We start from the raw sequence: 15265 nt of genomic DNA, 5'->3' as shown, positions 1-15265 counted from the left end.
CGCCTCGGGCGCGCCCCGGCGACCTCAGCCGCAGACGCGCACGCGGCGGTAATAGACGTTGCCGAAATCGTCGCGGGCCCGCCGGCGCTGCATCCAGCAATCCCGGGCCGGCGCGTAGTAGACCCGGCGATAGCCGTAGGCCGGGTAGCCGTAGGCCGGGTAGGGATAGGCGTAGCGCGGCTGCGCCGCGGCCGCGGCGGCAAGTCCGCCCAGGGCCAGCCCGCCGATGATGCCCGCCGCGATGGCCCCGCCGTCGCCCGCCTGCGCGGGAGCCTGCAGGCCGATCAACGGCAAGGCCGCCGCGGCCGCGATCACGATCTTGCGCAGCGAACCCGCACCGAACGACAGACGATCAACCATCTCGAGCCCCGATCCCACTCAACGCGCGCCCCGCTGGACGACGCCGTCAGAGTGCTGCCCGCGACTTGAGACCGGCCTGACCGCCCGGCTAAAATTTTATCGAACGCAGCCGAAAGTTGAGCGCGGCGGCGGATCGCGAGTGTGCGTCCGGGTGATCGACGCCGAAACGATGCCGGTGGATGATCGCGGCAAGGCGAGCCCGCGCAGGCCGGGCGGCCGGCATGGCCCTCCGGCTCTCCCCTGCCCTTCCTTGCCTTCTCGCCCCGCATCCCATAGCCGTCGCGGCATCCCAATCCCGCCCGTGAGCCAGGAGCCCCGACGATGATCCCCCGCTACAGCCGGCCCGAGATGACGGCGATCTGGTCGCCGGAAGCGCGTTTCCGGATCTGGTTCGAGATCGAGGCCCACGCCACGACCGCGCTCGCCGAGATCGGCGTGGTGCCGAAGGAGGCCGCCGCCAAGGTGTGGGAGAAGGGCCGCGACGCGGTGTTCGACGTCGCGCGCATCGACGAGATCGAGCGCGTCACCAAGCACGACGTGATCGCGTTCCTGACCCACCTCGCCGAGATCGTCGGGCCCGAGGCGCGCTTCGTCCACCAGGGCATGACCTCGTCGGACGTGCTCGACACCTGCCTCAACGTGCAGCTCGCCCGCGCCGCCGACCTGCTCATCGCCGACATCGACGGGCTTCTGGCCGCGCTCAAGCGCCGGGCCTTCGAGCACAAGCTCACCCCGACCATCGGCCGCTCGCACGGCATCCACGCCGAGCCGGTCACCTTCGGGCTCAAGCTCGCCCAGGCCTATGCCGAGTTCGAGCGCAACCGCGCCCGCCTCGTCGCGGCACGAGCCGAGATCGCGACCTGCGCCATCTCTGGCGCCGTCGGCACCTTCGCCAACATCGACCCGCGGGTCGAGGAATACGTCGCCGAGAAGATGGGCCTGACGCCCGAGCCGGTCTCGACCCAGGTGATCCCGCGCGACCGCCACGCGATGTTCTTCGCGGTGCTCGGCGTCGTCGCCTCGTCGATCGAGCGCCTCGCGATCGAGGTGCGCCACCTCCAGCGCACCGAGGTGCTGGAGGCGGAAGAGTATTTCTCCGAGGGCCAGAAGGGCTCCTCGGCGATGCCGCACAAGCGCAACCCGGTCCTGACCGAGAACCTGACGGGCTTGGCCCGCATGGTCCGCGCCTACGCGCTGCCGGCGATGGAGAACGTGGCGCTCTGGCACGAGCGCGACATCTCGCACTCCTCGGTCGAGCGGATGATCGGCCCGGACGCCACCGTGACCCTCGACTTCGCGCTCGCCCGCCTCACCGGCGTGGTCGACAAGCTGCTGGTCTACCCCGAGCAGATGCAGCGCAACCTCGACCGGCTCGGCGGCCTCGTCCACTCGCAGCGGGTGCTGCTGGCCCTGACCCAGGCCGGCGTATCGCGCGAGGACGCCTACCGCCTCGTCCAGCGCAACGCGATGCCGGTCTGGCGCGGCGAGGGCGACTTCCTCACCCTGCTCCAGGCCGACCAGGAAGTCACCGCCGCATTGAAGCCCGAGGCGATCGCCGAGTGCTTCGACCTCGGCTACCACTTGAAGCACGTCGACACGATCTTCCGGCGGGTGTTCGGTTCGGAGAGCTGAAGCTCCGTACCGCGACGCAGCATAGTCCATCCACGACCTCATCCTGAGGTGCCGGCCGATCGAAGATCGGCCGGCCTCGAAGGAGAACTCCAGAAATCACGCACGCATCTGGAGCCCACTTAGAGATCAGTCGATCTTCAATCGACCAACACCTCAGGATGAGAAGAGTGAACAGGATTTCGGAGCCAGTTTTTTAATCGAACGAGTCCGCCTAACCTAGCACTCAAGGCTAGGCAGGCACATCGATGACCACGGAAGCCTTCGCGAGCGCCTTCGACGCCCTGGCCGACGACCCTGTGGAGGCCGCGAACATGACCGCCCGGGCAGACCTGCTGCTTCAGATCCGCGAGCGGATCCGCAGCTGGGCGCTGCCCCAGGTTCAGGCGGCAGCCCGCCTGAACCTGACACGCCCGCGGCTCAACGACTGGATGCGCGGCAAGCTCGACACGGTCTCGCTCGATGCACGGGTCAATATCGCGACCGCCGCGGGCTCCGTCCTGCGCATCCACCTCGAGGACGCTGCCTGAGGCCAGCGTCAGACCCGCGCCCGCGGATCGTGCCGCCCCAGCCGCTCCAGCAGGAAATCCACCTCGGCCTTCGCCGTCGCCGACAATCCGGCCCCCGGCTTGCGCTGGGCGTCCGAGGCCAGGATGCCGCGGCGCATCATCACGTATTTGCGCACCGCGAGGCCGAGGCCCGGCTGCTGCTCGTAGCGCAGGAGCGGCAGGTGGGCGTCGAAGACGTCGTGGGCCCGCTCGCGCTCGCCGGCCGCGCTCAGGCGCACGACGTCGACGAGCATCTCCGGAAAGGCGTAGCCCGTATTGGCGCCGTCGGCGCCGCGCTCGCACTCGAAGTCGAGGAACAGGCCGCCATTGCCGCACAGGATCGAGATCGGCCGCAGCGAGCCGTCGCGCTGGAAGGCGCGGAGCGTCGAGATCTTCTCGAGCCCCGGCCAGTCCTCGTGCTTGAGCATCACGCAGTTCGGGTTGTCGGTGACGATGCGGCGGATCACGTCGGGCGTCATCACCACGCTCAAGGTGAGCGGATAGTCCTGGATCACGAACGGCACGTCGGGGCCGATCACCTCGGCGGCCTGGGCGTAGTAGCCGACGATCTGGTCGTCGGTGCGCAGGGACGGCGGGGGCGCGATCATCACGGCCGCCGCGCCCGCATCCATCACCGCGCGGGTGAGCGAGCCCATGGCGGCGAAGCCCGGGGCCGAGACGCCGATGACGACGGGAAGCCTGGTACGCCGGATCACCCGGGACGCCACGGCGACGGCTTCCGCGCCGTCGAGCTTCGGGGCCTCGCCCATGATGCCGAGGACGGTCAGGCCGGTCGCGCCGATCTCGCCGTAGAAATCGGTCATCCTGTCGACCGAGGCCTCGTCGATGCGGCCGTCCGGGTGGAAGGGGGTCGGGGCGATGGGGAAGACGCCCTTCGCGTCGGGGGTGAGCCGCATGTCGTTTCCTCTCGTGTCCGGCGGACGATAGGTCGTGGCCGGCAGCCCGCGCAACCGCCGCGCGCGCGGCTCGCGTGCACGAATCGTGCAAGGCGGGGCGGCCGGAATCGCGCTTGCCGCCGGGCTCCGGCTGGTGCTTCAAGGGCGGCTTGTTCGTGAACGGCCGGGGAACCCGGTCCCGCGAGAGGAAGACCCGCATGTCCCGCATCGTCTACGTCAACGGCCGCTTCGTGCCCTTCGAGGAGGCGACGATCCCGATCATGGACCGCGGGTTCCTGTTCGCCGACGGGATCTACGAGGTGAGCGCGGTGCTGGAAGGGCGTCTCGTCGACAACGAGGCCCACCTCGCCCGGCTCGACCGCTCGCTCGGCGAGATCGGCATCCGCAACCCCCACACCATCGCCGAGTGGACTCACCTGGAAGAGGAGCTGGTCACCCGGAACGCCTTGCGGGAAGGCCTCGTCTACATGGAGGTGACCCGCGGCGTCGCCGAGCGCGACTTCGCCTTCCCGCCCGAGGGCACGCCGCCGACCGTGGTGATGTTCACCCAAGCCAAGAACGTCTCGGCGAACCCGCTCGCCGAGCGCGGCGCCAAGGTCATCACCGTCGAGGACCTGCGCTGGAAGCGCCGCGACATCAAGTCGGTGGCGCTGCTCGCCCAGGTGCTGGCCAAGCAGCAGGCCGCGGCCGCCGGCGTCGCGGAAGCCTGGATGCACGAGGACGGCTTCGTGACCGAGGGCGGCTCGTCCACCGCCTTCATCATCACCGAGGATGGCCGCATCGTCACCCGCCCGCTCTCGACGGCGCTCCTGCCCGGCATCACCCGCCGGGCGGTGATGCGGCTCGCCGAGGAGAACGGGCTCACGGTCGAGGAGCGCGCCTTCACGGTCGAGGAGGCGCTTTCCGCCGCCGAGGCGTTCTTCACCTCGGCCTCCGCCTTCGTGATGCCGGTGGTCGAGATCGACGGGACCCGCGTCGGCGGCGGCCAGCCCGGGCCGATGACCCGGCGCCTGCGCGACCTCTACCTCGACATGGCGAAGGCCGGCTGAGCATCGTTCCAACGGCCTTCGACGGCCGGCCAGCGGATCGGGTCTGATCCGCCTCCGGAATGCCCGGGACATCCTCGGGCATTTCTATGACGTGCGGCACGCACAGGTGCGAGCGGCGACGCTGTTGGTATCGCCTAGCGATACCTTCTCCTTGACCAGAACGTATCACTTTGCGATATCATTCGTCGGCGAGGGCGTCGTATCGTGATCCGCAGCTTTGCCGATAGCTGGACCCGGGACGTCTTCGAGGGGCGAAGCCCAAAGGGCATCCCGGCTGCCATTCTCAAGACGGCCCGGCGCAAGCTCAATTATCTCGACGCGGCGACCTCGCTCGACGCCTTGAAGGCCCCGCCGGGCGACAAGTTGCACCCGTTGATTGGCGAGCGAGCCGGGCAGCGCGCCATCTGGATCAACGTCCAGTTCCGGCTGTGCTTCCGCTGGACCGAGACCGGACCGGAAGACGTCGAGATCGTGGACTATCACTGACGACCGCCGTTCTGGGCAGCGCCCTACTCCTTTGGAGCCAAACGGTTATGAGCACAGAGAACGAGACCGTCCTGCCACCGATGCATCCGGGCGAGGTGCTGCGGGAGGAATTCATGGTTCCGCTGAACTTGACGGCGTATGCGATCGCGAAGGCGTGCCGCGTGCCGCGCACGCGGATCGAGCGCATCGCCCGCGAGGAGATCGGCATCACCGCCGATACGGCCTTGAGGCTCGGACGCTACTTCGGGATGGACCCACAGGTGTGGGTGAACCTTCAGAGTCGCTTCGATCTTCTGACGGCCCGCAACGCGATCGGTGAGGAGATGGATGAGATCCGGCCGCTGGAGCGAGCGGCCGCCTAGAGCGTCGCCGTCGGGAGACGAAGCGCGACAGCGGATCAGGGTGGGACCGGTCGCAAAGCCAAGCGGGGCCGGAACCCTCTCGTGCCGGCCCGGTTTCCCTGAGGAGACTCCATCCTCAGGAGAAACCCGATGACCAAGCTGATGCGCGGCGGGCTGGCGGTGCTGGCGATCGTCGCCGGCGCCACCGCCGCCCTCGCCCAGTCGCCCGAGGTGCCCCTGCAGGGCCGCACCCGCGACCCGAACCTGCCGCCCCTGAACCAGACCATCCCCGAGAAGGTCCGGCCCGGCGACGCGACCTCCAACGCCGACAAGTCCGACACCACCGGCTCGACGCTGAGCGACAAGCTCCAGCAATCGGACGGCGTGATCAAGCCGCCGGCCACCGGCGCCCCGGACATGGCGGTGCGGCCGCCGGACCCGACCCCGAACTCGACCCCGGTGATCAAGCCGGGCGAGCTGCCGGGCCAGGGCCCGAACACCCAGGCCAAATAGCGTACCAAGCACGCTGCGCGGGGCGCATCCACCGGCCGTCGCTTGATTTCCCGGCCGGGATCGCCGAAGAGCGCACACGCGTGACACCATCCGCAAGCCGATCAGCCCCGCGCCTTGCACGCGCCGGGGCTTTTCGCGCGGCGGGCAGGGACGGGTATTTGTGATATGGCGAACGTCGTCGTCGTGGGCGCCCAGTGGGGCGACGAGGGCAAGGGCAAGATCGTCGACTGGCTCTCCGAGCAGGCCGACGTCGTGGTGCGCTTCCAGGGCGGGCACAATGCCGGCCACACCCTCGTCATCGACGGCGTGACCTACAAGCTGTCGCTGCTGCCGTCCGGCGTGGTGCGCGGCGGCACGCTGTCGGTCATCGGCAACGGCGTCGTGGTCGATCCCTGGCACCTCGTCGAGGAGATCGCCAAGATCGGGCAGCAGGGCGTGGCGATCACGCCCGAGAACCTGCGCATCGCCGACAACGCGACGCTGATCCTGCCGCTGCACCGCGAGCTCGACCATTTCCGCGAGACCTCGAACGCGGTGCTCAAGATCGGCACCACCAAGCGCGGCATCGGCCCGGCCTACGAGGACAAGGTCGGCCGCCGGGCGATCCGGGTCGTCGACCTCGCCAATGCCGAGATGCTCGACGCCAAGATCTCGCGGCTCCTCGCCCACCACAACGCCCTGCGCCGGGGCCTCGGCATCGACGAGATCGACGGCGCGACGCTGAAGGCCGAGCTGCTCGCCATCGCGCCGAAGATCCTGCCCTTCGCCGACACCGTGTGGTCGCTCCTCGACGACGCGCGCCGCTCCGGCAAGCGGATCCTGTTCGAGGGCGCGCAGGGCGCGCTCCTCGACGTCGACCACGGCACCTATCCCTACGTGACGTCCTCGAACATCGTGGCCTCGCAGGCAGCGACGGGATCGGGCCTCGGCCCGGGGGCGATCGGCTACGTGCTCGGCATCGTCAAGGCCTACACCACCCGGGTCGGCGAGGGGCCGTTCCCGACCGAGCTCACCGACGCGATCGGCGAGCGGATCGGCGAGCGCGGCCGCGAGTTCGGCGTCGTCACCGGGCGCAAGCGCCGCTGCGGCTGGTTCGACGCCGCCCTGGTGCGCCAGACCGTGCGGACCTCGGGCATCAACGGCATCGCGCTCACCAAGCTCGACATCCTGGACGGCTTCGAGACGATCCAGATCTGCACCGGCTACCGCCTCGACGGCCGCGAGATCGACCACCTGCCGGCGGGCCAGGCCGAGCAGGCCCGGGTCGAGCCGATCTACGAGGCCTTCGAGGGCTGGAGCGAGACCACGGCGGGCGGCCGCTCCTGGGCCGACCTGCCGGCCCAGGCGATCAAGTACGTGCGCCGCATCGAGGAGCTGATCGGCGCGCCGGTCGCGCTGCTCTCGACCTCGCCGGAGCGCGACGACACCATCCTGGTCCACAACCCCTTCGAGGATTGAGCGGACTTCGCCGCGTTCCCGGCGGGCGAAGCTTGACGCCCGCCGCCCCGCACGACAAGGCATGCGGCGACCATGGCCGATTACTATCCCCTGCTCGCCCGCGCCCTCGAGGCCCTGCCCGACCGCTCGCCCGACCTGCGGCACACGGTCTACGAGCGCGCCCGCGCGGCGCTGATCGGCCAGCTCCGCTCCCTCGACCCGCCCCTGTCGGAAGCCGACATCGAGGCGGAGCGCGTCTCCCTCGACCGGGCGATCGCCCGGCTCGAGATCGAGCATGGCGGGTTGCCCGAGCCGGAACCCGCACCACCGCAGCCGCCCGAGCCGCCCACGGTCCCGGAGACGCCGCCGGAGGAGCCGCCGGCGCCGCCTCGCGCCGTCGCCGTCCTGCCCGAGCCGTCGCCTCCCGAGGCGCCGGCCCCGCACCACGCCGACGCCCTGCCCGAGGCCGGTCCCCCGGTCGAGCTGAAGCTGCCGCCGGTCCGGCCGCGCAACCCGGAGCCCGCCGAGGAGCCGGCGAACCCGGATTCCGGCCTCGCCGCCCCGCAGCGCCCGCGCCTCGACGTGGTGGCGCCAAAGCGCGACCGCTCGCGCCTCGTGCGCAACGGCATCGTGGCGGCGGTCCTGGCGGCGGTGGTCGGCGCCATCGCGGTCACCGCCTGGTCCCTGCGCGACAACCCGGCCGCCCTGCCGACGGGCTTTGCCGAGAACGGCCCCAACCGGCCGGCCGAGAACCAGGATTCGAAATTCGCCGACCGGGTCGGGGGCGAGCGGGCGCCGCAGGCCCCCGCCCCGGCGCCCGCGCCCGCCGCCGCACCCCAGGGCGGCGCGGCCCGTCCCTCGCCGACGCCCGACATCGCGGTCGCCCAGCGCGGCACGCTCTACGAGGAGAACGGCCCGCAAGGGTCGGCCCCGAAGGCGACGCAGGCCCGGGTGGTCTGGCGCCTCGACGCGATCAATGCCGGCCAGGGCCAGCCGCTCCAGACCGTGGTGCGGGCGACCGTCGACGTGCCCGATGCGGGCCTGAGCCTCGCCATGGTCCTGCGCCGCAACACCGACGCGACGCTGCCGGCCTCGCACATCCTCGAGCTCACCTTCACCTCGACCGATCCGAACCGCACGGTACGCGACGTCGGCCTGATCCAGTTCAAGGACGACGAGACCGGCCGCGGCTCGCCGGTCTCCGGCCTGCCGGTCCCGGTGCGCGACAACCTGTTCCTGATCGGCCTCTCGAACCTCAAGGCCGACATCGAGCGCAACACCGACCTCCTGCTCAAGCGCAACTGGATCGACCTGCCGATCCGCTACGCCAACGGCAACCGGGCCATCCTGACCTTCGAGAAGGGCAATGCCGGGGAGAAGGTGCTGCGCGAAGCGTTCGAGCAGTGGCAGCCGTGAGGACGGCGCGGGGCTGACGCCCGGCGGGTCCGGTCGCGACAGGGCCGCCTGCCGGCGTTGATGGGCGTCCGGGAGGCCGGATGGCCCGCGTCGTACCCGGGAGGCGAGACGCCGCGGACCGCCCGCGGGGGTGCCGCCCCGCCCCGCGAACCCGTGGCGCGACCTGTGTCCGATCCGGCACGGCCGCCGATCGCGCGGCGATCGAAACCGGCCCCAAACGAGTGATGTTGCGGCCCGTTCCGGCGAAGCGGTAGCGACTTCGCCGGATACCGGGCTCGTCCGATCTGATTGTGCGTGCTGGAGGTTGCAGGTAGAAGCGTGCCCCTGAGGAAAGGCTGACCAGTGTCCGGGGACGTGCTGAGAACCCTTTCGCGCGACGCGCTCGAAGCGGAAGTCGTGCGCCTGCGCGGGGTCCTGGAGGCGGCCGGGATCGATGCGGCGTCGGACGCCGCGCAGCCCGGGCCCCGGGCGGTCGAGGCGTCCGACGCTCCGCAGGATCTGGCGGCGGCCCTCGAGGCCAGCCGGGCGGCCCTGGCCCGCAGCGAGGCGCGCCAGCGGGCGATCTTCGACAGCGCGGTCGACGTCGCGATGATCGTCACCGATCCCGCCGGCATCATCACCGACTGGAATCCCGGTGCGGAGCACGTGATGGGCTGGACCGCCGCGGAGATGCGCGGCCGGAGCGCCGAGCGTCTGTTCACGCCCGAGGACCGGGCGGAGGACCGCCCCGCCCGGGAGATGCGGCAGGCGCTGCGCGAGGGGCGCGCGTCCGACGAGCGCTGGCACATGCGCGAGGGCGGCCGGCGGTTCTGGGCCTCGGGCGAGCTGATGCCGCTGCGCGGCGAGGCGGGCGCGCATGCCGGCTTCGTGAAGATCATGCGCGACCGCACCAGCGAGCACCTGGCCGGCATCGCCCTCAAGGAGACCGAGGCCCGTTACCGGCTCGCCGCCCGGGCGACCAACGACGCGATCTGGGACTGGGACCTGACCACCAACGGCGTGCTCTGGAACGAGGCGCTGACCCGGGCCTACGGGCACGCCCTCGACCGCGTGGAGCCGACCGGCGACTGGTGGATCGCCCAGATCCACCCCGACGACAGGGCCCGCATCGACCACTCCATCCACGCGGTGATCGACGGCGCCGAGGCGGCCTGGGCCGACGAGTACCGCTTCCGCCGCGCGGACGGCTCCTACGCGGAGGTGCTCGACCGGGGCCACGTGATCCGGGACGCCGGCGGCCGGGCCGTGCGCATGATCGGCGCCATGCTCGACATGACCGGGTTGCGCACGGCGGAGACCGCCCTGCGGGCGAGCGAGGAGCGCTTCCGGACGATCCTCGACACGATCGAGGCGGCCTTCGCCATCGTCGAGGTCAAGTTCGACGCCGACGACCGGCCGGTGGATTACCGCTTCCTCGAGGCCAACCCGGCCTTCGAGCGCGAGGCCGGCGTCAACCTGCGCGGCAAGTGGGTGACCGAGTTCGCCCCGGACCTGGAGCGGTTCTGGTTCGAGACCTACGGGCGCGTCGCCAAGACCCGGGAGCCGACGAACTTCGAGAACTATGCCGAGGCGTTCAAGCGCTGGTTCGACGTCCGGGCCGTCCCGGTCGGCGAGCCCGACGACCGGCAGATCGCCATCATCTTCAACGACGTGACCGCGCGGCGCAGCGCCGAGGAGCGCCTGCGCGCCAGCGAGGCGGTCGCCCGCGAGAACGTGGAGCGGGTGCAGCTCGCCCTCGCCGCCGGCGCGATCATCGGCACCTGGCACTGGGACATCCCCGGCGACCGGTTCACCGTCGACGAGGGCTTCGCCGGGGCCTTCGGCCTCGACCCGGCGCTGGGCCGGGACGGCATCCCGCTCGCCCAGATCGTCGCGACCGTCCATCCCGACGACCAGGCCGGGCTCGCCGCGGCGATCGACGAGGTGATCGCGCGGGGCGGCGCCTACGCCCACCAGTACCGAGTGCGCCGCGCGGACGGGCACTATTACTGGATCGAGGCCAACGGCCGCGTCGATCGCGGCCCGGACGGGGCGCCGCTGAGCTTCCCCGGCGTCCTCCTCGACGTCGAGGAGCGCCGCAGCGTCGAGCAGGAGCGCGACCGCGCCCTCGCCCAGCTGCGCGCGCTGAACGGCACCCTGGAGCAGCGCGTGACGGAGCGGACCGCCGATCTGATGCAGGCGGAGGAGCAGCTGCGCCAGTCGCAGAAGATGGAGGCGGTGGGCCAGCTCACCGGTGGCCTCGCCCACGACTTCAACAACCTGCTCGCCGGCATCTCGGGCTCGCTCGAGCTGATGAACGCCCGCATCGGCCAGGGCCGCCTCCAGGACGTCGAGAAGTACATGGTCGCGGCGCAAGGGGCGACGCGGCGGGCGGCGGCGCTGACCCACCGCCTGCTCGCCTTCTCGCGCCGCCAGACGCTCGATCCCAAGGCCACCGACGTCAACGCGCTGGTGGGCGGCATGATCGAGCTGATCCAGCGCACGGTCGGGCCGAGCGTCCGGATCGATACCGTCTTCCTGCCCGACCTGTGGCCGGCCCTCGTCGACCCCTCGCAGCTCGAGAACGCGCTGCTGAACCTGTGCATCAACGCCCGCGACGCGATGCCCGACGGCGGCCGCATCACGATCGAGACCGGCAACCGCCGGATCGACGGCCAGGCGGCGCGGCGGCAGGACATGCCGGAGGGCGAGTACCTGTCGCTCGCGGTCTCCGACACCGGCACCGGGATGCCCCCGGAGGTGATCGCCAAGGCGTTCGACCCGTTCTTCACGACGAAGCCGCTCGGCCAGGGCACGGGCCTCGGCCTCTCGATGATCTACGGCTTCGCCAAGCAATCCGGCGGGCAGGTGCGCATCCACTCCGAGGAGGGCGAGGGCACGACCGTCAGCATCTACCTGCCGCGCCATCGCGGCCGGGCGGAGGCCGACGAGACCCCGGCGGAGAACCGCCTGCACCCCGTCGCGGCGGCCGGCGAGACCGTGCTGGTCGTGGACGACGAGCCGACCGTGCGCATGCTGGTCGCGGACGTCCTGGGCGACCTCGGCTACGCGGCCGTCGAGGCGACGGATGGCGGCGCCGGCCTGAATATCCTGCAATCCGACGCCCGGATCGACCTCCTGATCACCGATGTCGGCCTGCCCGGCGGCCTGAACGGCCGCCAGATGGCGGACGCGGCGCGGGTGACCCGCCCCGATCTCAAGGTCCTGTTCATCACCGGCTTCGCCGAGAACGCCCTCCTGAGCAACGGCCAGCTCGAGCCGGGGATGGCGGTGCTGACGAAGCCCTTCGCGGTGGACATGCTGGCGGCCCGCATCCGCGATCTGATCGGGGCGTGAGGGCCGTTCGGAGGCTCTCCAGCCCGTGAGCCTCCGAAACCCGCGCGTGCCGTTCACGCGGCCCGGACGGTGGCGAGGAAGCGGTGGACCTCCGCCGAGAGGTGCTCGGACTGGCGCGACAGCTCCGAGGCCGAGGCGAGAACCTGATGCGCGGCCGCGCCCGTGTCCTCGGAGGCCCGCGCCACGCCCGCGATGTTGCCGGTCACCTCGGAGGTGCCGCTCGCGGCCTGCGCCACGTTGCGGACGATCTCCTGCGTCGCCGCGCCCTGCTGCTCCACCGCCGATGCGATGGAGGCCGCGACGCCGTTGATCTCCCGGATCCGCCCGGCGATGGCCCCGATGGCGCCGACGGCCTGGCCGGTCACGCCCTGCACCTGGCCGATGCGCTGGCCGATCTCCTCGGTCGCCCGGGCCGTCTGCGCGGCGAGATCCTTCACCTCGGCCGCCACGACGGCGAAGCCGCGGCCGGCGGCTCCGGCCCGGGCCGCCTCGATCGTGGCGTTCAGCGCGAGCAGGTTGGTCTGGCCGGCGATGGTGGAGATCATCCCGACCATGGCCCCGATCTGCTCGGCGGCCTGGACGAGTTCCTGCACGAGCCGCGAGGTCTGGTCGGCCTCGGCGACGGCGGACTGGGCGAGGCCGGACGAGCCGGCGACCTGCCGGCCGATCTCCTGCACCGCCGCACCCAGCTCCTCGGCGGCGGCGGCCACCGTGCCGACATTGGCGGCCGCCTCCTCCGCCGCCGCCGCGACCGCGGTCGATTGCGACGCGGTCTCGGCCGCCGTCGCGGTCATCTGCCGGGCGGTCGCCTGAAGCTCGGTGGCCGAGGACGAGACGATGCCGACGATGCCGCCCACGGCGCGCTCGAACCCGTCGGCGAGCTCCATCATCGTGCGCCTGCGCGCGTGGGCGGCGGCCTCGTCGGCGATGCGCCGGATCTCGGCCTGCTCGGCAGCCTTCTGCGCCACCATGGCCTTGATGCCCTCGACCGCCCGGCCGACGGCGCCGATCTCGTCGCCGCGCCTCCCGGATCTCGGCCGCCGTCTCGCCGGCGGCCATGCGCTGCAGCACCGCGACGAGGCGGCCGAGCGGGCGCGTGATGCCCGAGACCGCGATCACGGTCGCCGCGAGGAGCCCGGCCAGAATGCCCATGGCGCCGAGGCCGATCAGGCTGCGGCGGGTGGCTGTGGTCTGGTCGGTGAGGCTTGTCGAGTTCTTCTCCATGTAGGCGCGGATGTCGTCGGCGAGCGCGTTGCCTTCCTCGACCATGGCGTTGAAGGTCGGATCGATGGTGCGGTGCACGAGGGCGATGGCCTCGGCGTTGTGGTTGGCGAGGCCGAGGCGGCGAACCTCCTTGACGTTCTCGACGAAGCGGTCGACCCGGACGATCTGCGCGTCGATGCGGGCCGTGAAGGTGGGCGCTTGCCCTCGCAGGTCCTCGAGCGTCCTCCCGATCTTGGGCATGGCCGCCGCGAACCCCGCATCCGCCGCGAGCACCTGATCGTTCTCGGTCTCGGCGATGATGCGGTAGACCCAGTAGTTGAGCTCGAACGCGTAGCGGTTCGTACGGCGCGCCGTCGCGACGGCGCGGGCTTCCTGCACCATGAAGAGGCTATAGGCCTCGTCGATCGTCGACATGCGCGCCTGCGCGTACCAGATGCAACCCCCGACGATCAGGCCGATCAGAACGATGATGCTGGAGATCTTGTGCAGGATCTTGAGGTTCGACAGGCGCAGCATGAATCTATCCCTTCAGCTCACGCAAGGTAAAATAGCCTGCTTAACATCTAATTAATTTATCGAGTATAAAACGAAGATGCGGGCACCATAGATACTCCAATGCGTATTATGGAACGTCGCCTCTCGCCCTGCGCCACGGATCTCGGTCTTCACGACTACAACTTCATTTTACAATCGAGCAGAGGCGATCGCGCGGAGCGCCGGCTGGATCGAGCCGGCCTCGCGCGAACGATGCCCGCGACCGGCGCGGGCGAAACCCGCCGCACGGGGTGCCCGTACGCCAAGCGACCCCTCGGCGCTCACGCCGGGGGCCGACGCCGTGCCCCCCGGGCGACATGCTCGGACCGGGAACCCCATCGCTCGACAATGCCGACTGCGCGGTCGGAGCCCCGCACGCATGGCCGCCCTCCTCCGAAGCGGGTGGGAGGGTCCGGGCCGACGGCTTAAGCTGGGCCGTCATCCCTTCCCGGATCCGGCCGGCGATGCCGCGTCGCCCGATCGCCCCTCCCTCCGAAGGCAGCCTCGCCTTGACCCCCGCCCCATGACCGGCGCCGTCCTGCTGGCCCTCCTGCCGGTCGTCCTCCTCACCGCCCTCGGCTTCGCCCTGCGCCGCCGCCGCTTCCTCGCCGAGAGCTTCTGGCCGCAGGCGGAGCGGCTGGGCTACTTCGTGCTCTTGCCGAGCCTGTTCTTCCACGGCCTCGCCACCGCGCGGGTCGAGGCGGTGCCGGTCGGCGCGCTCGCCCTGACCCTGATCCTCTCGACCCTCGCCGTGGCGGCCCTCGTCCTGGCGGTGCGGCCGCTGCTCCGGGTCGACGGGCCGGCCTTCACCTCGGTGTTCCAGGGCAGCGTGCGCTTCAACAACTACGTCGGCGTCACGCTCGCCGCCGGCCTGTTCGGCCAGAAGGGCATCGCGCTCGCGGCGATCTGCAACGCGGCGATCGTGCCGACGGTCAACATCCTGTGCGTGCTCGTCTTCGCCCGCCACGGCGCGGCGCGGCTGACGGCCCGCGGCATCGTCCGGCAGCTCGCCACCAACCCGCTGATCGTGTCCTCGCTCGCCGGGATGGCGGTCCAGCTCCTCGGCTGGGGCCTGCCGCCGGGCCTGGAGCCCGCCCTGCGCACGCTCGGCGCGGCCTCGCTGCCGATCGGCCTCCTCTGCGTCGGCGCGGCGCTCGAGTTCGGAGGCGCGCGGGCCTGGCTGCGGCCGGTCGCGTCGGCATCGGCGATGAAGTTTCTGGCGATGCCGGCGGCGACCCTGGCGGTCGCCTCGCTCCTCGGCCTGAACGGGCCGGCGCTCACCACGGCCCTGCTGTTCCAGGTCCTGCCCACCGCCTCCTCGGCCTACATCCTGGCGCGCCAGCTCGGCGGCGACGCGCCGCTCATGGCCGGCATCACGGCGATGCAGACCGTGCTGGCGCTCGCGGTGATGCCGCTGGTGCTGATCGGCCTCTCGGCCTGGATGCCAATCGGGTAGCGCCGGGCGCCGCGGCCCG

12 protein-coding genes and 1 pseudogene are annotated in these 15265 nt (G+C 71.3%); 10 read left to right on the top strand and 3 right to left on the bottom strand.

The window, feature by feature from the left end; all coding sequences use genetic code 11:
- Positions 1–24: 24 nt before the first annotated feature.
- The gene (locus DK419_RS10325; RefSeq protein WP_245442895.1) at positions 25–360 is read right to left on the bottom strand and encodes a hypothetical protein; all 336 of its coding nucleotides are present in this window, start codon (positions 358–360) and stop codon (positions 25–27) included.
- Positions 361–681: 321 nt separating this feature from the next.
- Here DK419_RS10325 and purB point away from each other — a divergent pair, with 321 nt between their 5' ends.
- Positions 682–1992 carry an adenylosuccinate lyase gene (gene purB, locus DK419_RS10320; RefSeq protein ID WP_109959002.1) on the top strand — a complete coding sequence of 437 codons (1311 nt, stop codon included), beginning with the start codon at positions 682–684 and terminating at the stop codon, positions 1990–1992.
- Positions 1993–2237: 245 nt separating this feature from the next.
- Positions 2238–2519 carry a helix-turn-helix domain-containing protein gene (locus DK419_RS10315; RefSeq protein ID WP_109959001.1) on the top strand — a complete coding sequence of 94 codons (282 nt, stop codon included), beginning with the start codon at positions 2238–2240 and terminating at the stop codon, positions 2517–2519.
- A gap of 8 nt (positions 2520–2527) precedes the next feature.
- On the opposite strand, the gene DK419_RS10310 is transcribed toward DK419_RS10315, so the two are convergent.
- A complete protein-coding gene (locus DK419_RS10310) occupies positions 2528–3454 on the bottom strand; it encodes a dihydrodipicolinate synthase family protein (RefSeq protein WP_109959000.1) in 927 nt (308 codons plus the stop codon).
- Between the two features lie 197 nt (positions 3455–3651).
- Here DK419_RS10310 and DK419_RS10305 point away from each other — a divergent pair, with 197 nt between their 5' ends.
- From DK419_RS10305 to DK419_RS10275, 7 genes are all read left to right on the top strand, one after another.
- On the top strand, positions 3652–4503 hold the full coding sequence (locus tag DK419_RS10305; protein ID WP_109958999.1) for a D-amino-acid transaminase: 852 nt from the start codon (positions 3652–3654) through the stop codon (positions 4501–4503).
- Positions 4504–4707: 204 nt separating this feature from the next.
- On the top strand, positions 4708–4989 hold the full coding sequence (locus DK419_RS10300; RefSeq protein ID WP_109958998.1) for a type II toxin-antitoxin system RelE/ParE family toxin: 282 nt from the start codon (positions 4708–4710) through the stop codon (positions 4987–4989).
- A 47-nt stretch (positions 4990–5036) separates the two neighbouring features.
- Positions 5037–5351 carry a HigA family addiction module antitoxin gene (locus DK419_RS10295; protein ID WP_109958997.1) on the top strand — a complete coding sequence of 105 codons (315 nt, stop codon included), beginning with the start codon at positions 5037–5039 and terminating at the stop codon, positions 5349–5351.
- A 129-nt stretch (positions 5352–5480) separates the two neighbouring features.
- A complete protein-coding gene (locus DK419_RS10290) occupies positions 5481–5843 on the top strand; it encodes a hypothetical protein (protein ID WP_109958996.1) in 363 nt (120 codons plus the stop codon).
- Between the two features lie 165 nt (positions 5844–6008).
- Complete coding sequence (locus DK419_RS10285) at positions 6009–7301, top strand: adenylosuccinate synthase (protein WP_109958995.1); 1293 nt, start codon at positions 6009–6011, stop codon at positions 7299–7301.
- Between the two features lie 72 nt (positions 7302–7373).
- Positions 7374–8696 carry a histidine kinase gene (locus DK419_RS10280; RefSeq protein WP_109958994.1) on the top strand — a complete coding sequence of 441 codons (1323 nt, stop codon included), beginning with the start codon at positions 7374–7376 and terminating at the stop codon, positions 8694–8696.
- A gap of 354 nt (positions 8697–9050) precedes the next feature.
- The gene (locus tag DK419_RS10275; protein ID WP_245442894.1) at positions 9051–12032 is read left to right on the top strand and encodes a PAS domain-containing hybrid sensor histidine kinase/response regulator; all 2982 of its coding nucleotides are present in this window, start codon (positions 9051–9053) and stop codon (positions 12030–12032) included.
- Positions 12033–12085: 53 nt separating this feature from the next.
- On the opposite strand, the pseudogene DK419_RS10270 reads toward DK419_RS10275, so the two are convergent.
- Positions 12086–13772: pseudogene (locus DK419_RS10270) on the bottom strand (methyl-accepting chemotaxis protein).
- 541 nt (positions 13773–14313) lie between these two features.
- Between DK419_RS10270 and DK419_RS10265 the strand changes: the two are divergent.
- Complete coding sequence (locus tag DK419_RS10265) at positions 14314–15246, top strand: AEC family transporter (RefSeq protein WP_109958993.1); 933 nt, start codon at positions 14314–14316, stop codon at positions 15244–15246.
- The last annotated feature ends 19 nt before the right edge of the window (positions 15247–15265 follow it).

Origin of the sequence: Methylobacterium terrae (assembly GCF_003173755.1) — a bacterium.
In the GTDB taxonomy this organism is placed as follows: domain Bacteria; phylum Pseudomonadota; class Alphaproteobacteria; order Rhizobiales; family Beijerinckiaceae; genus Methylobacterium; species Methylobacterium terrae.
This window is presented reverse-complemented; position numbering and strand designations above follow the sequence as displayed.